This is a genomic window from Streptomyces sp. NPDC051172, assembly GCF_040682555.1.
Classification (GTDB): domain Bacteria; phylum Actinomycetota; class Actinomycetes; order Streptomycetales; family Streptomycetaceae; genus Streptomyces.
Window position 1 is genome coordinate 1 of the sequence record NZ_JBFBBE010000010.1, and the last position, 18,299, is coordinate 18,299.

Sequence of the window (18,299 nt, forward strand, 5' to 3'; positions counted from 1 at the left end):
TCTACCAGCGGTCCCGTTCGTCATTCACCGCAGGGCCAGCACGCCCACCCGCGCCTGGACAGCGCCCCAGCCAGCCTTAACTTCCCGGCCTTGGTTCTTCAGCCGATGCCGGCCCGCACGACCCCCTCATGGCAGACGCACCCCTCGGTTCCGGCTGCGCACCCGAGCCCGCAGCACCTCCTCGGGCGGCGCGGCCCCCACCGCCTCCGGCGGGCACTCCCACTCCCGCCCGCCGCCGACCGGCCGCAGCTGCACCCGCCCGCCGACATGCCCCATGACCTCACCGAGCCGCCCGTCCCGCACATCGGTTGCGTACGCACCGACCGCCGGCCGCTCCCCCCGCAGCACCGACGCCAGCTTCTCCGCCGTACGGACATTGCAGCGCCCGAGGTCGACCAGCGCGAACGGCTCCTCGCTCGCGCCGGTCACGGGATCGACGCGCAGGGACGGCAGGGCCACCCCGACGCCCGTGAGGGCCTCCCGCAGGCTTTCGACGACTTCTTCGGTCGACCGCACGTCGCTCCTACCTCCACGCTGAGTTCGCTGTTCGCAACACAGCGTGGCCGTAACGCCCCTAACCTGGCCATACGACACGTTCCAACAACGCCCAGTGTCCGACAGGGAGTTGCACATGCCGGGACCCAAGGACCTCGATCCGTCGTCTTCGCCGCGGGCCCTCCTGGGCGCGGAGTTGCGGCACGCACGCGAGAAGGCCGGACTGAGCCAGGACGAACTGGGGCTACGGCTGTTCGTCAGCGGCTCGTTCATCGGACAGCTGGAGGCGGGCACGCGGCGGATGCAGCCGGAGTACGCGCGGATGCTGGACGAAGTCCTGGAGACGGGAGGCTTCTTCCTGCGGAACTGCCGGGCGGCGGCCAAGTCGAAGTACCTGGAGGATTTCGCGGAGGCGGCGGAGGCCGAGGCGCAGGCCACGGCGATCCGAGAGTACGCGCCGCTCCTGATCCCCGGGCTGCTCCAGACGGCCGCGTACGCACGGGCCGTGAACCGCGCATACGACCCGACGGCATCGGAGGAGACGATCGACGAGTGGGTGGACGGCCGGTTGGAGCGGATCCGCCTGCTCGACCACCCAACAAGGCCGGTGTTGTGGGTGGTACTTGACGAGGCGGCACTGCGCCGGGAGACCGGCGGCCGGGCGGTGATGGCAGAAGCCCTGCGCCACATCGCCGGTCTGGCTCGGCGAAGGCGGATCATCGTGCAGATGCTGCCGTTCAGCGCGGGGGCCCACACGGCGATGGAGGGTGCCCTCAAGCTGATGGAGTTCGAGGACGCCCCTCCGCTCGTCTACTACGAGGGGCCGGGCACCGGACGCCTGGAGGACGACCCATCAACGGTCGCCCAACTGAGGTTCAGGTTCGATCTCCTCGTGGCCTCCGCGCTCCCGCAGGAGAAGTCCCTGGCCCTCATCGAGGCGTTGGCGCAGGATTACGCCCATGAGGAACACCCCTGACTACGACCTGAGCACGGCCACCTGGCACAAGTCGAGCTACAGCGGCGGCGGCGGCAACAACTGCCTCGAAGTAGCCGACGGCCACCCCGCCGTCGTCCCCGTCCGCGACTCCAAGAACCCCCACGGCCCGAAGCTCGTGTTCCGGGCGGCGGCCTGGTCCTCCTTCCTCGATGCCGTGAAGGACGACTAGGTGGTTACCGGTAGCCGTTCCAGTAGTGCTCGGTGCCCGGGCAGAAGTGGTAGGTGTTGTTGGCCCGGACCGCCCTGCCGTTGGACCAGATCACCAGGTTCCCGTCCGCCTGGAGAATGGCCGTGGCGTTCGGGCTCCAACTGGCGGACTGTCAGTCGTTGCCCTCCACGACCGATCCGTTGAGCTGCTGCCAGTCGCCGTAGTGGGCCAGGTTGCCGTCGTGCCAGAACACCAGCTTCCCGCCGACGGCGTTCCACTTGTTCGTGCCGGTCGACCACACCGGGGTGCCGGCGCTGACCTGTTTGTTCAGGCCGTAGGACCAGCGGCTGTTCAGGCAGTACTGCACCAGGTTTCCGTCATTCTGGACGGTGATCTTCTCGTCACGGGTCCAGAGGCTCTGGTTGGTGGTGTACGCGTGGTCGATCCCGAGCGTGGTCTGGTGCGAGCAGGCGTCGCCGCCGGGATCGGAGCTGAGGTGGTCGCAGACGAAACTGGTGGCCGACGCGGTGCCCACGCCGGCGCCGGTGGCGACGCCCCAGCCGAGCAGTGCTCCCGCGGCCGCGACGGTCGCGGCGAGCTTGTGGCGACGACGCATGAATTCCCCCTGAGCGTCGAGGATCCGGTGCGCCGTGGTCGGTGGCGCGCGAGAACGCCATGACGGCTGCGGGTGGCGCGAAGTATCCGTTGCACGGTGAAGCCGTCCCTCCGGTGCCGGTCCGCACAGCGAGCCTTGTTGTGACCCTGCCAGCGCCTGCCTACTCTGCGACCGGACCGACTTGCGAGTCTCTCGGGGGGCGACATGCACGGTGATCTGCGTGCGGACACGGCGGCTGCCGTACGGATTCGACGGGCCGACGACGTGCTGGACATGCAGCGTGCCGCGCGCACGGGCGGCACCGGGCCGGTGCTTCGCTGGCTGGAGGGCCGCACCAGCGCCACCGCCTTCCTGATGAACCCCGCGGGCACTGCGACCTACCCGGCCCGCGCCCTCCTCGGCGACGCCGAGCGTGGTCTCGCACTGCGCGGGGCACGAGAACTGACCGAGCGGCGGCTGGGATCCGTTGCCATCGACGAGGACGGACTCACCTGCATCGTCCTTCCCCTCGACGGATCGCGGGGCTCCACCGCGCCCCTTCTCGCTGCCGTGGTGCCCAGGCCGGCACCACCTGAACTGCCACTCCTGCTTGCGGATGCCTCATCCGTGCTGAGTCTGAGCTGGCTGGCGGAACACACCCGGCGCCGGCAGCGCCGGCTGAGGATCGCCGAAGCCGGGACGCGTGAAGCAGTCCTGCGCCTGCTGATGAACGGCCATACGTCCACCGCACGCCAGATCGCGGGGGCGCTGCGGCCGGCTCTGCCCGAGGTGGTACGGGTGTACGTCATCGAGGGCCCGCCGAGCGTTCGCGGCCAACTGGCCCGGAAACTGAGCGACATGGCCAAAGGCGCGTGGGTCGTGCCGTGCCCGGTGTACGTCGACCACCTCTTCATGCTTGTGCCCGCTGACGACGCCCCGGCACCGGCCTCGCCCCCCGAACTGGCGGCCCTCTGCTGGATCGGAGAGAGCAGTGCCGTGCCCCTGCGGGACACCGCCACCGGCTACGCGCAGGCCTTCCATGCTCTCGCCGCCGCACGCGGCCGCCCGGAACGGCAGGCCTCGTTCGCGGCCGGCCCCGACCTGGCGCTGACCATCGGGCCCGCCGCGGCGGCCTGGGCCAAGGCCTTCCTCTCACCGATCCGTACCCACCACGCGAGACGGACCCAGGACCCCGACGGCGCGGAACTGCTGGCCACCGCCGCGTCATGGCTCAGCTTCCACTCCCGTGCGACGGCCCACCTGAATATTCACCGCAACACCCTGAGCGCGCGCCTGACATGCATCCAGGAGCTGCTCGGCCTGGATCTTCACCGGCTCTCCGACCAAGCCGCACTGGCACTCGCTCTGCGCAGCGCCACCGCGCAGATCCCGCCCCCGCCGGAGGGCGACGCCGCACGGGCGGCAAAGCCGGTGCCCGTCCTGGACGAGCTGCTGTCACTGCCCCGCGTCGGGGTGTGGGCCCAGCAGCAGTTCCGTCCTGTCACCGGGCCCGACGTCCCGGCATGCATCGCGGAGACCCTCACCACCTGGCTGCGCCTCGACGCACGCATCGGCCCCACGGCGGCCGCGCTGTCCATCTCGGCATCCGCCGTACGCAAGCGCCTGACACGGGCCGAAGCACTGCTCAGCCGCTCGCTCCTACGGTCCCCCAGCGCCATCCATGACCAGTGGCTCGCACTGCGCACTCTCGACCTGGCCGAGCAGACCGAAGCGTCGGCAGCCCGGTGAGCGGCACGCCCGCGCCGGCCAGATCCCCTTCTGCACCCTGGACACCGAAGAGCTCAAGGACTGCGCACACTGATACCTATGAACCATGCCCAACTGACGGCCCTGGGCCGAGCCCTCCGCCTCCTCGGCGAGCACGGCGAAGCCCTCACCGCCGACACCCCCGACGGCAAGCTCCACGAGGTCAAGGCTGACCTGCGCCGCGCTCTGGACCTGCTGGACGAGAGCGTCACCTCCGCCGCGCCCGCCACCCGCTGCCCCGAGCACCCGAACGGCCCGGTCGACGAGAACGCCCACGACCGCTGCCTGCTCTGCGAGACCCGGCGCCGGGCGGCCCGCCGCGCCGAGTTCAACGGCGGCCCCGTACTCCCGCACGCCACCGAGACCGCCCCCTCCCGCTACGGCGCCAGCGCCGACCGCCCGCAGCCCCAGCAGCGCTGGCTCCCGGAGGCGTGGAACGGCCAGACCTGGCACCTGTGCGGCACGCCGAGGCGGGACCGGCGCGAGGCCGAGCTGTATCTGGCCGCTCAGCGCCGCGGGCCCCGCCCCGCGATGGCGTACCGGCTGGTGCACGAGTTCACCGACTACGAGGTGCTGCGTGTCTGGGGCACGCCGGTGAAGGTCGACATCGAGCCGTTGGGAAACCTCTAGCGGCGCCTACTCGAGCAGCGGGAGCGGCGCGAACTCGTACCCCTCCCACAGCCGCCGCGAGGTCTCCTCCGGATACGGCCCGACCTGCTCCTTCGGCCCGGCGTCCAGCACCTGGACCAGGCGCTCCTCCGCCTCGAACGCCGGCCAGCCCGGATCGCCCGACCGCGCGAACGCCGTCCAGGACTCCCGGAAACGGGACGACAGCGCCTCCCCCTCCGCGGTGGCCCCCGTACCCGCGAACAGCAGCTGCCCCAGGTCCGCCTCGAACGTGCCGAACAGCAGCGGAATGTCCAGCCCGTGGCACGCCCCGAGACCGCCCCCGCCGCCAGGGGCCGCCCAGGTCAGCTCGTAGAGGTGAGCGCGACCGCCACCCGCGACCTGTGCCTCGGCCAGGTGCAGTGACGGCATGTTGAACAACCAGTCCGTCTGCACGCGCTCGAACAGCTCACCCGGCGTGGCCTGCGGGAAGGCCGCGCGATACGCCCGCTCCCCGTCCGGCCCCGGCCCGAACGTCCGCAGCGCCCAGCCCGCCTGCTCCTCCCCGATCTCGCCCAGCATCCCGCCGAGCGCGAGAAACAGCCGGAACTCGTCCCGGTTGTGCCCGACGAGCAGGTCGACGTCCTTCCCCGCGCCCGCCCTCAGCGCCTGCCAGGGTGTGCACGGCAGCACCTCGCCGTCGACCACCGGCGAGAAGGGCGTGGCCGTCGGGGCCACCCGCCCCCACCGGTCCGCGTACGACATCATCCGCGCGCTCAACGCCTCGCCCACCGAGGTCAGTTGACGGGGATCGACGGTCGCGAGATCGGCCGCCGTCGGCCGCAGCCCCGCCTCCTCCGCGATGGCGGACGCGATGTCACGGGCCAGCTCGCCGGAGAAGTAGGTCCCCGGCACACTCTGCGCGACCGCCCGCCGGAACAGCCCCCGGGCGCTCGGCATGGCCAGCAGGGAGGCCACCGACCCGGCCCCCGCGGACTCACCGAAGACGGTCACCTGCCCGGGGTCGCCGCCGAACCCCTCGATGTTCTCCCGCACCCACTCCAGCGCCGCCACCTGATCGAGCAGCCCGCGATTGGCAGGCGCCCCCTCGATGAGCGCGAACCCCTCGATCCCGACCCGGTAGTTGAGCGTCACGACGACCAGGTCCCCGTCACGGGCGATGCGTTGGGCGTCGTACCCGGGACTGCCGGAGTGCCCGAGCTTGTAGGCCCCGCCGTAGACCCACACCATCACCGGCCGCAGAGCACCCGAATCCGCCTCGGGCGTCCAGACATTGACGGTGAGCCACTCATCGCCCTCGGGGGCGTTCAGCACCCCCCTGCGCCCCTGGATCCCGGACTCCTGCGGAGGCGGCGGCCCGAACTCGTACGCCTCCCGGGTCCCCTCCCAGGCCCGCACCGGACGCGGCGCCCCGAACCGGTCCTTGCCGACGGGCGGTTCGGCGAACGGAATGCCGCGGAACACCGTCAGCCCGTCCTCAAGGCGCCCACGCACCGCTCCGGCGACGGTACGCACGACAGTGGTCGTCATCATCAACTCCTGGTCTGGATCGCTGCGGGACGCCACATATTTTCGGCCCGTCCGGCATGTGAGGACCAGGCCGGAGGCCGATGGGGGTCTGGGTGCGCAGCCCCCGGGGCCGCGCACCCCCACCGACCCGCACCGCTCCGCTCAGCTCAGCGTCTTCAGCGCACTCGCCGAGTACGGCTCAAGCTCGTCGCTCCGCCCGGCAAGCACCTTCGCCGCCCACTCGGGATCCTGCAGCAACGCCCGCCCGACAGCGACGAAGTCGTACTCCTCCCGCTCCAGCCCGTCCAGCAGATCGTCGATCCCCCGGATCGGCGACCCCTCCCCGGCAAACCCCCGGAGGAAGTCCCCGTCGAGCCCCACCGACCCGACGGTGATGGTCGGCCGCCCCGTCAGCTTCTTCGTCCACCCCGCCAGATTGAGGTCGGAGCCCTCGAACTCCGGCAGCCAGTACCGCCGCGTAGAGGCATGGAACGCATCCACGCCGGCCGCGGCCAGCGGCGCGAGGATGGCCTCCAGCTCCTCCGGCGTCTCGGCAAGACGCGCGTCGTACGCCTCCTGCTTCCACTGCGAGTACCGGAACAGAATCGGGAACTCCGGCGACACCGCCTCCCGCACGGCCGCCACGATCTCCGCCGCGAACTTCGTACGCGCCACGGCGTCGCCGCCGTACGCGTCCGTACGCCGGTTGGTGCCGGCCCACAGGAACTGGTCGAGGAGGTAGCCGTGCGCGCCGTGCAGTTCTATGCCGTCGAAGCCGATGCGCTCGGCGGCGACCGCGGACTCGACGAACGCGCCGATGACGGCGTCGATGTCGGCCTGGGTCATGGGGGTGGCGTCCTCGACGCCGGTGACGCGCAGACCGGAGGGGCCGTGCGAGGGGGCGTCCGGGTAGGGGCCGTCACCCTGGTTGCGGACCGTGCCGATGTGCCACAGCTGCGGAACGATCGTGCCGCCCGCCGCGTGCACCGCCTCGGCGACCTTCTGCCAGCCCGCGAGCTGCTCCTCGCCGTGGAACCGGGGGACGCGGTCGCTGTTGCCGGCGGACTCGTGGCCGACGTAGGTGCCCTCGGTGACGATCAGCCCGACACCGGCGGCGGCCCGGCGGGCGTAGTACGACACCACGTCCTCGCCGGGGACGCCGCCCGGGGAGAACATGCGCGTCATGGGTGCCATGACGATGCGGTTGGGGACGGTCAGGCCGTTGATCGCGGTGGGCCGGGAGAGGATCTCGGCGGCGCGGGAGGGGGCGGTGGTCACGTGGGTGGGCTCCTCGTGCGATGGCTGCATTGACCTACTGGTATGTGCATACGCATTGTTGCACCTACTTAATCAAATTTCCTATGACCTCGAACACGCCCGAGGGCGGCACCCCCTGTTTCCAGGGAGTGCCGCCCTCGGTTGGAACCCGGATCAGCCGGAGGCCGATCAGAAGTCCATGTCACCGCCCGGCATACCGCCACCGGCAGGCGCGGCGGCCTTCTCCGGCTTGTCGGCGATGACGGCCTCGGTGGTGAGGAAGAGCGCGGCGATGGAGGCGGCGTTCTGCAGGGCAGAGCGCGTGACCTTCGCCGGGTCGATGATGCCTTCCTTGACCAGGTCGACGTACTCGCCGGTCGCGGCGTTCAGGCCGTGGCCCGGGGTCAGGTTGCGCACCTTCTCCACCACGACACCGCCCTCGAGGCCGGCGTTGACGGCGATCTGCTTCAGCGGGGCCTCGAGCGCGATGCGCACGGCGTTGGCACCGGTCGCCTCGTCACCCTCCAGGTCCAGCTTCTCGAAGACCGAAGAGGCCTGGATGAGCGCGACGCCACCACCGGCGACGATGCCCTCCTCGACGGCCGCCTTCGCGTTGCGGACGGCGTCCTCGATGCGGTGCTTGCGCTCCTTGAGCTCCACCTCGGTGGCGGCACCGGCCTTGATGACCGCGACACCGCCGGCGAGCTTCGCCAGGCGCTCCTGCAGCTTCTCGCGGTCGTAGTCCGAGTCGCTGTTCTCGATCTCGGCACGGATCTGGTTGACCCGGCCCTGCACCTGCTCCGTGGAGCCGGCGCCGTCGACGATGGTGGTCTCGTCCTTGGTGATGACCACCTTGCGGGCGCGGCCCAGCAGGTCGAGGGAGGTGTTCTCGAGCTTGAGACCGACCTCCTCGGAGATGACCTCGCCGCCGGTGAGGATGGCGATGTCGTTCAGCATCGCCTTGCGGCGGTCGCCGAAGCCGGGGGCCTTGACCGCGACGGACTTGAAGGTGCCGCGGATCTTGTTGACGACCAGGGTCGACAGGGCCTCGCCCTCGACGTCCTCGGCGATGATCAGCAGCGGCTTGCCCGACTGCATGACCTTCTCCAGGAGCGGGAGCAGGTCCTTGACGGAACCGATCTTGGAGTTGGCGATCAGGATGTACGGGTCGTCGAGCGACGCCTCCATCCGCTCCATGTCGGTGGCGAAGTACGCCGAGATGTAGCCCTTGTCGAAGCGCATACCCTCGGTGAGCTCCAGCTCCAGACCGAAGGTCTGGGACTCCTCGACGGTGATGACGCCTTCCTTGCCGACCTTGTCCATGGCCTCGGCGATGAGCTCGCCGATCTGGGTGTCGGCGGCGGAGATGGAGGCCGTGGAAGCGATCTGCTCCTTGGTCTCGACATCCTTGGCCTGCTCGAGCAGGGCACCGGAGACGGCCTCGACGGCCTTCTCGATACCGCGCTTGAGGGCCATCGGGTTGGCGCCGGCGGCTACGTTGCGCAGGCCTTCCTTGACGAGGGCCTGGGCGAGCACGGTCGCCGTGGTCGTACCGTCACCGGCGACGTCGTCCGTCTTCTTGGCGACTTCCTTGACCAGCTCGGCGCCGATCTTCTCGTACGGGTCCTCGAGCTCGATCTCCTTGGCGATGGAGACACCATCGTTGGTGATCGTGGGGGCGCCCCACTTCTTCTCGAGGACGACGTTGCGGCCCTTGGGGCCGAGCGTCACCTTCACGGCGTCCGCGAGCTGGTTCATGCCGCGCTCGAGGCCGCGCCGCGCCTCCTCGTCGAACGCGATGATCTTGGCCATGTGAAGTGGTCCCTCCAGGACTGGGGGTGATTCCTTCGGACCGCGCCCGCGCCCGCGACGGACGGCTCGCCGACCCGTGGGTTCCTTGCCCCACCCGGCCTGCGGGCCTCACCGACCCGGTCCATCTTTGTCACTCTCACCTTCAGAGTGCTAACGCCAATGATTAGCACTCGACCCCCCCGAGTGCAAGGTGTGCCCGCGGAGCGGGCTCGTTGAGGGGTGGTGGTCGGGCGACGAGCGGGCGCAAGCGGCTACCGGGTACCGGGCGGCACCCACGCCGGGACCTGCCCAGGCCCCCCGGGCATGCCGAAGGGCCCGCACCCTGAGGTGCGGGCCCTTCGATCAAGAACAGAAGAACGTCGCTGCAGTTAACCCGGCGCGTGCTTCAGCTGGTCGCCAGACGGACCATGTCCGCCTGCGGCCCCTTCTGGCCCTGCGAGATCTCGAAATCGACCCGCTGGCCCTCTTCCAGGGTGCGGTAGCCGTCCATCTGAATCGCACTGTAGTGGACGAAAACATCCGCACCACCGTCGACCGCGATGAAGCCGTACCCCTTCTCCGCGTTGAACCACTTGACGGTGCCCTGAGCCATGCCTAACTCCCCTATTACTGGCCCTTGCACAGATCCACACTTCGCGGATCCGGGTCAGACCTCACCCCCCACGGTTGGGGGCGTGCGCCGGAACGCGTCGACCGCGGCTGAATGTATCTGTCCAACTGCCGTCTGCAACAGGTCAATCGGACGAGAATTCCGGGCACGACCGGTCGGGACCTTACGGAGAATTCGCCCGAATTCAGGGCAAGTCGGGCCCCATAAATGGAGCATAAGACGCAAAAAACCTGCACACTTTGGCTACTTCTCGCTGCCCGAGAAGCAAGAACTCATATGCACGCGGCAAGCGGAGTCGAGCAGGTTCCCCAACTGTACCGTGCTCAACCATGCAGAATTGCCCCCTCCGCTTCTCTCACGGAGGGGGCAATTCGATGAACTCTTCGTAACCGACATTACCGACGGTAATAAGCGGTCGTCCGACCTGTTTCCGGTCAGCCTCCGGCGACGGCCGGGATGATCGAGACGCCCGCCCCGTCCGGAGTCGCCGTCTCCAGCCCCTGCTCGAACCGCACGTCGTCGTCGTTCACATACACGTTGACGAACCGCCGCAGCTTCCCCTGGTCGTCGAGAACCCGCGCGGCGATCCCGGTGTGGTTCTTCTCCAGATCGGCGATGACCTCGCCGAGGGTCCCACCTTCAGCAGTGACCTCGGCCTGGCCGCCGGTGTAGGTACGCAGGATGGTGGGGATACGAACGTTGACGCTCACGATGAACCTCCGGTCGGGGTGTGGCTTTCAAGGGGCGCGGGGAACGACTACGCGAGGCCGGCCTCACGGAACGACTCCAGGCTGGGGCGAATCGTCGCGGTGAGCCCGGTACCGGCCACCGCGTCCAGCGTCTTCAGACCATCACCGGTGTTGAGGACGACCGTCGTCAGGGCCGGGTCGAGCACGCCGTTCTCGATGAGCTTGCGCGTCACGCCCACGGTCACGCCACCGGCGGTCTCCGCGAAGATCCCCTCGGTCCGGGCGAGCAGCCGAATCGCGTCCACGATCTGCTCGTCATTGACATCCTCCACCGCCCCACCGGTACGCCGGGCGATGTCCAGCACATACGGACCGTCCGCCGGGTTGCCGATGGCCAGCGACTTGGCGATCGTGTTCGGCTTCTGCGGCCGTACGACGTCGTGCCCCGCCTTGTAGGCGACGGAGACAGGGCTGCACCCCTCGGCCTGCGCCCCGAAGATCTTGTAGGGCTTGTCCTCGACGAGCCCGAGCTTGATCAGCTCCTGCAGCCCCTTGTCGATCTTCGTGAGCTGGGAGCCGGAGGCGATCGGCACGACCAGCTGGTCGGGCAGCTGCCAGCCGAGCTGCTCGCAGATCTCGTACGCCAGGGTCTTGGAGCCCTCCGCGTAGTACGGCCGCAGGTTGACGTTGACGAAGCCCCAGCCCTCGCCGGCCGGGTCGCCGATCAGCTCGGAGCAGAAGCGGTTCACGTCGTCGTAGTTGCCCTCGATGCCGACGAGCTCGCCGCCGTAGACCGCGGCCATGACGACCTTGCCCTGCTCCAGGTCGTGCGGAATGAACACGCAGGAACGGAAGCCGGCGCGGGCGGCCGCGGCACCCACCGCACCGGCGAGGTTGCCGGTGGACGAGCAGGACAGGGTGGTGAAGTCGAAGGCGCGGGCGGCCTCGATGGCCTGGGCGACGACCCGGTCCTTGAAGGAGTGCGTCGGGTTGCCGGAGTCGTCCTTCACGAAGAGCTTGCCGGCGTCGACGCCCAGTTCGCGGGCGAGGTTGTCGGCCTTGACGAGCTTGGTCCAACCGGGGTTGATGTTGGGCTTGTCCGCCACGTCCGCCGGGACGGGCAGCAGGGGCGCGTAACGCCAGATGTTCGCGGGACCCGCCTCGATCTGCTTGCGGAGCTCCTCGGTGTCGTAGGCCGAGAAGTCATAGGCGATCTCGAGCGGGCCGAAACACTCCTCGCAGGCGAAGACCGGGCCGAGGGGCACCTGGTGACCGCACTCGCGGCAGGAGAGCGCCGCGGCGGGACCGAGGTCGACGGTCGTGGAGTCGGTGGTGCTTGCAACAGTCTGCGCAGCCATGTGAGGCGAGGCCCTTTCTCCTCATCTTCCTCACGACGCATCTCGCCGTGAGACGGATTTGGCACCTTCCCTAGCCGGGAGCCTCGCGGAACGATCAGCATCGATCGGTACGAGACCGGCTGGAGGGTTGCCGGGGCTTCATCGGGCCGTATCCCTCTGCCCCTCTGGATGAGCGGTATTCGGTTGTTCAACTCGTTCAACGCGGGACGACCCCCGACATGCGATGGTCACCAGCGTTGTTCAAGACTGTAACCGAAGGCCAGGACAGTTGAGATAGTCGTCCGAACCGCGAGATGGATCACGGATCCCACGCTCGCCGAGAGAACGCAGAGGAGCCGCCTACGTGCTGGAAGAAGTCGAGCGCTGGCTGAGCACCCGCTCCTGGTCCCTGACCGACCGCCCTCTCCACCAGATCCTCGCCGCCAAGCAGCGCACGGGTCAGTCGGTCAGCGTGGTGCTGCCCGCGCTCAACGAGGAGGAGACGGTCGGCGACATCGTCGCGATCATCCGTCACGACCTGATGCAGCAGGTCCCGCTCGTCGACGAGATCGTCGTCGTCGACTCCGGGTCCACCGACCGCACGTCCGAGGTCGCCGCGGCGGCCGGGGCCAGGGTCGTCCACCGTGACGACATCCTGCCCCGCATCCCGACCGTCCCCGGCAAGGGCGAGGTGCTGTGGCGCTCGCTCCTGGTCACCGGCGGGGACATCGTCTGCTTCATCGACGCCGACCTGAAGGAGTTCTCCTCCGACTTCGTCTCCGGGATCGTCGGCCCGCTGCTCACCGACCCGGCGGTCGACCTGGTCAAGGGCATGTACGACCGTCCGCTGGCCGGCGCCCAGGGCCAGGGCGGCCGGGTCACCGAGCTGATGGCGCGCCCGCTGCTGAACATGCACTGGCCGCAGCTGGCGGGCTTCGTGCAGCCGCTCGGCGGCGAGTACGCGGCCCGCCGCAGCCTGCTGGAACAGCTGCCGTTCCCCGTCGGGTACGGCGTCGAGCTGGGCATGCTGGTCGACGCCCTGCACCTGGTGGGCCTCGACGCGCTCGCCCAGGTGGACGTCGGGGTGCGCAAGCACCGCCACCAGGACGGGCAGGCGCTGGGCCGGATGTCCGCCGCGATCTACCGCACGGCACAGCTGAGGCTGGCCCGCGGCCATCTCATCCGCCCCTCCCTCACCCAGTTCGAACGGGGCGAGGAGGGCTTCGAACCGCGCACCTACTCCGTGGACACGGAGGAGCGGCCGCCGATGGTGGAGATCGCGGAGTACGCGTCGCGCAAGGTCGCCTGAGGCGGCGCGTTACGCGGCGTGGGCGGTGTATACGGTCCACCCGCAGAGCCCAGACATACGTTTGAGCGTTTACGGGCCGGGCTAGGTTGAGGCGTATGGCTTCCACGCACGGCGCTGGTCATCAGGTGCTGGTCGCGTCCAACCGCGGCCCGGTCTCGTACGAAGTGCAGCAGGACGGCTCGCTGGCCGCCAGGCGCGGCGGCGGCGGGCTGGTCTCCGGCCTCTCCGCGATCGGGCCCGACGCGGACGCCCTGTGGGTGTGCTCGGCGCTGTCCGACGGCGACCGCGAGGCGGTACGACGCGGGGTCGGCGAGGACGGGGTGCGGATGCTGGACATCCCGGCCGACGTGCACGCCGACGCTTACAACGGCATCGCGAACTCGGTGCTGTGGTTCGTCCACCACATGCTGTACCAGACGCCCCTGGAGCCGGTCTTCGACGCGGAGTTCCGGCGGCAGTGGGCCTCGTACGAGACCTACAACCGGGCCTTCGCCGAGGCCCTGGCCCAGGAGGCGGCCGAGGGCGCGGCGGTGCTGGTGCAGGACTACCACCTGTGTCTGGTGCCGGGCATGCTCCGCAAGCTCCGTCCCGACCTGCGCATCGGGCACTTCTCGCACACGCCGTGGGCGCCGGTGGACTACTTCCGGATGCTGCCGGACGACATCGCCGAGCAGCTTCTGCGCGGCATGCTGGGCGCCGACCGGCTGGGCTTCTTGACCCGGCGCTGGGCGGACGCGTTCACGGCGTGCGCCACGGCGGTGGTGGGCGGCCTCGGGAGCACGGAGATCGGCGTGCACGGCCTCGGCGCCGACGCGGACTTCCTGCGCAAGCGGTCGCACGAGGCCGATGTGGCCGAGCGGATGGCCGCGCTGAAGGAGGAGATCGGCGCCGGTCGCAGGACCGTCGTACGGGTCGACCGCACCGAGCTGTCGAAGAACATCGTGCGCGGGCTGCTGGCGTACCGGCAGCTGCTGGCGGACCGCCCCGAGTGGCGGGAGCGGGTCGTGCACGTCGCGTTCGCCTATCCCTCCCGGCAGGACCTCGCCGTGTACCGCGACTACACGGCCGAGGTGCAGCGGGTGGCGGATGAGATCAACTCCCGCTTCGGGACGCCCGGTTGGACCCCGGTCGTGCTGCACGTCAAGGACGACTTCGCCCGCTCGCTGGCCGCCTACCGGCTGGCCGACGTGGCTCTCGTCAACCCGATCCGGGACGGCATGAACCTGGTCGCGAAGGAGGTCCCGGTCGTCTCCGACGAGGGTTGCGCGCTGGTGCTGTCGCGGGAGGCGGGCGCCCACGCCGAGCTGGGCGAGGACGCGATCACCGTGAACCCGTACGACGTGATCGGGACGGCGGGCGCACTGCACGCCGCGTTGTGCCTGTCGGCGGCTGAGCGGGCCGAGCGCAGCAAGCGGCTTGCTGCTGCGGCCACGGCGTTGCCGCCGGCTCAGTGGTTTCTTGAGCAGCTGGAGGCGTTGCGCGGCTGAGGTCTGGGGGCTGCCGCCCCCGGACCCCCGCCTTTTCGGCCCTTGAGGGGCCTTGTCCTCAAACGCCGGACGGGCTGATGTGCCCCGCCAGGGCTCGCAGCAGGCGTACAACCCCCTCCGGGCCGTCCACCACCAGGTCCGCCCGTTCGCGTAGTTCCGTGACCTCGTCGCTGCCGCTGCAGACGAGGAGGCCGGGGATGCCGTCGGAGCGGAGTTTGTCGACCGCCGCGAAGGCGGGGAGGTCGCCGAGGTCGTCGCCGGCGTAGAGGACTGCCGAGGCGTCGATCTCGCGGACGTACTCCAGCAGGGCCACTCCCTTGTCGGTGCCCGGGGGGCGCAGTTCAAGGACCAGGCGGCCGGGTTCGACGATCAGGCCGTGGCGGGTGGCGAGGTCGGTGAGGGGGGCGCGCAGGGCCTCGAAGGCGGCCTGGGGGTCCGCTGCGCGGCGGGTGTGGACCGCCACGGCGCGGCCCTTCTCCTCGATCCAGGTGCCCTGCCAGGCGCCGATGCGGTCGAGGAAGCCGGGGAGTTCGGCGCGGACCGCGGCGACGCCGGGGTGGGGGGCGGGTGCGCTGACCTTGCCGCTGACCGCGTCCCAGCGTTCGGCGCCGTAGTGGCCGAGGACGACCAGGTGCTCCAGGCCGGGAACGCCCGCGAAGCCGCCGTGCCGCACGGCGACGCCGGCCGGGCGGCCGGTGACCACCGCGACGGAGGCGATCCGCGGGGCGAGGGCGGCGAGCGCGGGCACCGCCTCCGGGTGGGCGCGGGCCTGCTCGGGGTCCGCAACGATCGGGGCGAGGGTGCCGTCGAAGTCCAGGCCGACCACCGTTTTCGCGGGGTTCGCGAGGATCGCTGCGAGCCCGTCCCGGCCTGCCTGCGTGGCGGGCGTCGGCAGGGGGTCCATGGAGTGCGTCGAGTCCGTGTCCGTATGGGTGCCCATACGGTGACCATAACCGCGCAGGGCAGGGCGCACCCATGGCTCAGGGGAGCACCGGCCGTCAGCGCTCCGCTCGGCGGGTCTCGCGCACCCTGCGCAACCTGTTCACCGTCACCGGGTCGTGGGCGAGGGCCCGCTCGTCGTCCAGCAGGGCGTTGAGCAGCTGGTAGTAGCGGACGGGCGCCAGGCCCAGCTCCTCGCGTATGGCGCGCTCCTTGGCGCCGGGGCCCGGAAAGCCCCGGCGTTCGAGGGCGAGGACTGCCTGCTCGCGGTCACCCAGCGGCTCGCGCGGCTCGCGGCCTCCCCACTGCTCCTGGTCCATGTCCTGAACCGTAGCCCCCGCCACTGACAGCGCCCCGCGGCTAATGCGCGTTCTCCGCCATGGACGCCGTCGACTCCAGCTGCGCGAGGGTGGCCGCGGGGTTGCCGCCGGGGGCCACCGCGCTGCCTATGTGCTTCTTGACGGCCACGGCGACCGAGGCCCACGAGGTCTTGTCGACGGGATAGAGCTCGGACAGCGGCAGCTGCTTGAGGAACGGCTCCAGGGCTGCGTCCTGCTTGCCCGTGCTCATGACGTCGGAGGCCGAGGTGGTGACCGGCAGCAGGTCGTACTCGCGGGAGAAGGCGAGCACGTTCTTCCGGCTGTAGACGAAGTCGAGGAACTTGCCGACCTGCTCGGCGTGGCCGTTCTTCTTGAAGGCCATCATCCAGTCGGCGACACCCATGGCGTTCTTGCTCTCGCCGTCCTTGCCGGGCATCGGCACCATGCCGAACTTCACGCCCTTCTGCGCGGCGATCTTCATCAGCGAGGGGTGCCCGTTGAGCATGCCGACCTCGCCCTTGGCGAAGGCGGCGAAGGCGGTGGCACGGTTGAGGCTGCCGGGCGCGACGGGACCGGTCAGGCCCTTGTCGACCAGGTCGTCCTTGAGCCAGTTGAAGGTGTCGACGTTCTGCGCGGAGTCGATGCCGTAGGTGCCGACGGTGTCGGTGTAACCGCCGCCACCGCTCAGCAGCCACTGCATGGTCTCGGCCTGCGCCTCCTCCGGGCCGAGCGGCAGCGCGTACGGGAACTTCACTCCGCGCGCCTTGAGCACCTTGGCGTCGGCAGCGAGCTCGTTCCAGGTCTTCGGAGGGGTGAGGCCGGCGTTCTTGAAGAGGGTCTTGTTGTAGAAGAGCAGCCGCGTGGAGGCGGCGAACGGCAGCCCGTACTGCACGCCCTTCACCTGCCCGGCGGTGGCCAGCTGGGAGGCGAAGTCGGCCTGGGTGCTGATGGAGAGCATGTCGTCGGCCGAGTAGAGCAGGCCCTTGTCGGCGTAGTCGGCGTACGCGCCTATCTGCGCCATGTCGGGTGCCTTGCCCGCGTCGACCAGCTCCTTGACCTTGCGGTCCACGTCGTTCCAGGAGTACACGGTGACGTCGATCTTCACACCGGAGTGCTTGCTCTCGTACTCGCTGACCAGCCGGTCCCAGTACTTCTGGGAGCTGTTGTCGGCGGAGTCGCCGTAGTCCGCGGCGATCAGTTTCAGAGTGACGTCCCCCGAGCCGCCGCCGGTCAGGCCGCAGCCGCCGAGCACCGCCGTCATGCCCAGTGCGGATGCCGCCGCGATCGTTCCTGTCCTACCCCGCCGCTGCACTGCTGTTGACCCCAACCCTACTGTCTCGCCGTTCAACATGTGGACACGATAGGTCTACACCACGTGAGTGGACTAGACCTCTTGCGGGTCCTCGGGCCACACTGTCCCCCGTGAGACATGTCATCGCCCTGGATGTGGGCGGCACCGGGATGAAGGCCGCGCTGGTCGCGCAGGACGGCGCCCTCCTCCACCAGGCCCGCCGGGCGACCGGCCGCGAACGCGGGCCGGAAGCGGTCGTCGAGGGCATCCTCGACTTCGCCGCCGACCTCAGTGCCCACGGCGCCGAGCACTTCGGCGAGCAGGCGTCCGCCGCCGGCGTCGCCGTCCCCGGCATCGTCGACGCCGACCGGGGCATCGCCTCCTACGCGGCCAACCTCGGCTGGCGCGACGTACCCCTGCGCGATCTGCTCGGCAAGCGGCTGGGCATCCCGGTCGCCCTCGGCCACGACGTACGCACCGGCGGACTGGCGGAAGGCCGAATCGGCGCCGGCCAGGGCGCCGACCGCTTCCTCTTCGTCCCCCTCGGCACCGGCATCGCGGGCGCGATCGGCATCGCGGGCCGGGTGGAGGCCGGCGCACACGGCTTCGCGGGCGAGATCGGCCACATCGTCGTACGGCCCGGGGGCAGCCCCTGTCCCTGCGGCCAGCGGGGCTGCCTGGAGCGCTACGCCTCCGCGGCGGCCGTCAGCGAGGCCTGGGCGGCGGCCACCGGCGACCCCGACGCGGACGCCGCCGACTGCGCCAAGTCCGTGGCGTCCGGCGACCCGAATGCCGTACGGGTCTGGCAGCACGCGATCGACGCCCTGGCCGACGGCCTGGTCACCGCCCTCACCCTGCTGGACCCCCGCACCCTGATCATCGGCGGCGGCCTCGCGGAGGCGGGCGACACCTTGTTCACGCCGCTGCGGGAGGCGGTCCGGGGGCGGGTCACCTTCCAGAAGCTGCCGACGATCGTCCCCGCGGCGCTGGGTGACAGCGCCGGATGCCTGGGTGCAGGGCTCATGGCCTGGGATCTCCTAGCCACCACCGACCGCACGGAGGAGCCGACGTGACGCCAACCCCCCCAGGGGCGCGGGGAACTGCGCGATC

The 18,299-nt window shown here is 70.2% G+C and carries 18 protein-coding genes and 1 riboswitch; of the genes, 7 read left to right on the top strand and 11 right to left on the bottom strand.

Features of this window, described 5'->3' with window-relative positions; genetic code table 11:
• Positions 1-126: 126 nt before the first annotated feature.
• Positions 127-516: a hypothetical protein gene (locus AB0N07_RS07935; protein WP_365833253.1), complete on the bottom strand. Its 390-nt coding sequence runs from the start codon at positions 514-516 to the stop codon at positions 127-129.
• A gap of 115 nt (positions 517-631) precedes the next feature.
• On the opposite strand from AB0N07_RS07935, the gene AB0N07_RS07940 reads away from it, so the two are divergent.
• Both AB0N07_RS07940 and AB0N07_RS07945 read left to right on the top strand, forming a co-directional pair.
• Positions 632-1,471, top strand: a complete 840-nt coding sequence (locus AB0N07_RS07940; protein ID WP_365833255.1) for a helix-turn-helix transcriptional regulator — start codon at positions 632-634, stop codon at positions 1,469-1,471.
• Positions 1,455-1,661 (top strand): DUF397 domain-containing protein, encoded by a 207-nt coding sequence (locus AB0N07_RS07945; RefSeq protein WP_365833257.1) that lies wholly within the window; start codon positions 1,455-1,457, stop codon positions 1,659-1,661. Before AB0N07_RS07940 ends, AB0N07_RS07945 begins: the two co-directional genes overlap by 17 nt.
• 151 nt (positions 1,662-1,812) lie before the next feature.
• On the opposite strand, the gene AB0N07_RS07950 is transcribed toward AB0N07_RS07945, so the two are convergent.
• A complete protein-coding gene (locus AB0N07_RS07950; protein ID WP_365833259.1) occupies positions 1,813-2,256 on the bottom strand; it encodes a hypothetical protein in 444 nt (147 codons plus the stop codon).
• 204 nt (positions 2,257-2,460) lie between these two features.
• Between AB0N07_RS07950 and AB0N07_RS07955 the strand changes: the two genes are divergently transcribed.
• Both AB0N07_RS07955 and AB0N07_RS07960 read left to right on the top strand, forming a co-directional pair.
• Positions 2,461-3,984, top strand: coding sequence for a helix-turn-helix domain-containing protein (locus AB0N07_RS07955; RefSeq protein ID WP_365833261.1), 1,524 nt, complete (start codon positions 2,461-2,463; stop codon positions 3,982-3,984).
• Positions 3,985-4,062: 78 nt separating this feature from the next.
• Positions 4,063-4,632, top strand: coding sequence for a hypothetical protein (locus AB0N07_RS07960; RefSeq protein ID WP_365833263.1), 570 nt, complete (start codon positions 4,063-4,065; stop codon positions 4,630-4,632).
• A 6-nt stretch (positions 4,633-4,638) separates the two neighbouring features.
• Here AB0N07_RS07960 and AB0N07_RS07965 read toward each other — a convergent pair whose 3' ends face one another.
• The 6 genes from AB0N07_RS07965 to thrC form a co-directional block, all read right to left on the bottom strand.
• A complete protein-coding gene (locus AB0N07_RS07965) occupies positions 4,639-6,159 on the bottom strand; it encodes a carboxylesterase family protein (RefSeq protein ID WP_365833265.1) in 1,521 nt (506 codons plus the stop codon).
• 141 nt (positions 6,160-6,300) lie between these two features.
• Entirely contained in the window at positions 6,301-7,416 is a 1,116-nt protein-coding gene (locus AB0N07_RS07970) for an NADH:flavin oxidoreductase (RefSeq protein WP_365833267.1), read from the bottom strand.
• A gap of 168 nt (positions 7,417-7,584) precedes the next feature.
• Positions 7,585-9,207 (bottom strand): chaperonin GroEL, encoded by a 1,623-nt coding sequence (gene groL, locus AB0N07_RS07975; RefSeq protein WP_115907423.1) that lies wholly within the window; start codon positions 9,205-9,207, stop codon positions 7,585-7,587.
• A 385-nt stretch (positions 9,208-9,592) separates the two neighbouring features.
• A complete protein-coding gene (locus tag AB0N07_RS07980) occupies positions 9,593-9,799 on the bottom strand; it encodes a cold-shock protein (RefSeq protein ID WP_019057200.1) in 207 nt (68 codons plus the stop codon).
• Positions 9,800-10,251: 452 nt separating this feature from the next.
• Complete coding sequence (locus AB0N07_RS07985) at positions 10,252-10,527, bottom strand: MoaD/ThiS family protein (protein ID WP_030941262.1); 276 nt, start codon at positions 10,525-10,527, stop codon at positions 10,252-10,254.
• A 47-nt stretch (positions 10,528-10,574) separates the two neighbouring features.
• The gene (gene thrC, locus AB0N07_RS07990; RefSeq protein ID WP_365833270.1) at positions 10,575-11,864 is read right to left on the bottom strand and encodes a threonine synthase; all 1,290 of its coding nucleotides are present in this window, start codon (positions 11,862-11,864) and stop codon (positions 10,575-10,577) included.
• An 18-nt stretch (positions 11,865-11,882) separates the two neighbouring features.
• A riboswitch (SAM riboswitch) is annotated at positions 11,883-12,039 on the bottom strand.
• Positions 12,040-12,207: 168 nt separating this feature from the next.
• Between thrC and AB0N07_RS07995 the strand changes: the two genes are divergently transcribed.
• Complete coding sequence (locus tag AB0N07_RS07995) at positions 12,208-13,152, top strand: glucosyl-3-phosphoglycerate synthase (RefSeq protein WP_365833272.1); 945 nt, start codon at positions 12,208-12,210, stop codon at positions 13,150-13,152.
• Between the two features lie 95 nt (positions 13,153-13,247).
• Entirely contained in the window at positions 13,248-14,639 is a 1,392-nt protein-coding gene (locus AB0N07_RS08000) for a trehalose-6-phosphate synthase (protein ID WP_365833274.1), read from the top strand.
• A gap of 58 nt (positions 14,640-14,697) precedes the next feature.
• On the opposite strand, the gene otsB is transcribed toward AB0N07_RS08000, so the two are convergent.
• Genes otsB through AB0N07_RS08015 form a run of 3 tightly spaced genes read right to left on the bottom strand, consistent with a single transcriptional unit; the run spans position 14,698 to position 17,159 of the window.
• On the bottom strand, positions 14,698-15,579 hold the full coding sequence (gene otsB / locus AB0N07_RS08005; protein ID WP_365833276.1) for a trehalose-phosphatase: 882 nt from the start codon (positions 15,577-15,579) through the stop codon (positions 14,698-14,700).
• A 58-nt stretch (positions 15,580-15,637) separates the two neighbouring features.
• Positions 15,638-15,898, bottom strand: a complete 261-nt coding sequence (locus tag AB0N07_RS08010; RefSeq protein WP_365833278.1) for a DUF3263 domain-containing protein — start codon at positions 15,896-15,898, stop codon at positions 15,638-15,640.
• A 40-nt stretch (positions 15,899-15,938) separates the two neighbouring features.
• Positions 15,939-17,159, bottom strand: coding sequence for an extracellular solute-binding protein (locus AB0N07_RS08015; RefSeq protein WP_365833280.1), 1,221 nt, complete (start codon positions 17,157-17,159; stop codon positions 15,939-15,941).
• Between the two features lie 161 nt (positions 17,160-17,320).
• Between AB0N07_RS08015 and AB0N07_RS08020 the strand changes: the two genes are divergently transcribed.
• Positions 17,321-18,262 carry an ROK family protein gene (locus AB0N07_RS08020; RefSeq protein WP_365833282.1) on the top strand — a complete coding sequence of 314 codons (942 nt, stop codon included), beginning with the start codon at positions 17,321-17,323 and terminating at the stop codon, positions 18,260-18,262.
• Positions 18,263-18,299: the final 37 nt, after the last annotated feature.

Bases quoted from the DNA above. Each gene is read 5' to 3' on its own strand.
- thrC (WP_365833270.1), bottom strand. From the start codon at position 11,864: ATGGCTGCGCAGACTGTTGCAAGCACCACCGACTCCACGACCGTCGAC.
- AB0N07_RS07980 (WP_019057200.1), bottom strand. From the start codon at position 9,799: ATGGCTCAGGGCACCGTCAAGTGGTTCAACGCGGAGAAGGGGTACGGC.
- groL (WP_115907423.1), bottom strand. From the start codon at position 9,207: ATGGCCAAGATCATCGCGTTCGACGAGGAGGCGCGGCGCGGCCTCGAG.
- AB0N07_RS08015 (WP_365833280.1), bottom strand. From the start codon at position 17,159: ATGACGGCGGTGCTCGGCGGCTGCGGCCTGACCGGCGGCGGCTCGGGG.
- AB0N07_RS07965 (WP_365833265.1), bottom strand. From the start codon at position 6,159: ATGACGACCACTGTCGTGCGTACCGTCGCCGGAGCGGTGCGTGGGCGC.
- AB0N07_RS07940 (WP_365833255.1), top strand. From the start codon at position 632: ATGCCGGGACCCAAGGACCTCGATCCGTCGTCTTCGCCGCGGGCCCTC.
- AB0N07_RS07945 (WP_365833257.1), top strand. From the start codon at position 1,455: ATGAGGAACACCCCTGACTACGACCTGAGCACGGCCACCTGGCACAAG.
- AB0N07_RS08010 (WP_365833278.1), bottom strand. From the start codon at position 15,898: ATGGACCAGGAGCAGTGGGGAGGCCGCGAGCCGCGCGAGCCGCTGGGT.
- AB0N07_RS07960 (WP_365833263.1), top strand. From the start codon at position 4,063: ATGAACCATGCCCAACTGACGGCCCTGGGCCGAGCCCTCCGCCTCCTC.
- AB0N07_RS07955 (WP_365833261.1), top strand. From the start codon at position 2,461: ATGCACGGTGATCTGCGTGCGGACACGGCGGCTGCCGTACGGATTCGA.
- AB0N07_RS08000 (WP_365833274.1), top strand. From the start codon at position 13,248: ATGGCTTCCACGCACGGCGCTGGTCATCAGGTGCTGGTCGCGTCCAAC.
- AB0N07_RS07950 (WP_365833259.1), bottom strand. From the start codon at position 2,256: ATGCGTCGTCGCCACAAGCTCGCCGCGACCGTCGCGGCCGCGGGAGCA.
- otsB (WP_365833276.1), bottom strand. From the start codon at position 15,579: ATGGGCACCCATACGGACACGGACTCGACGCACTCCATGGACCCCCTG.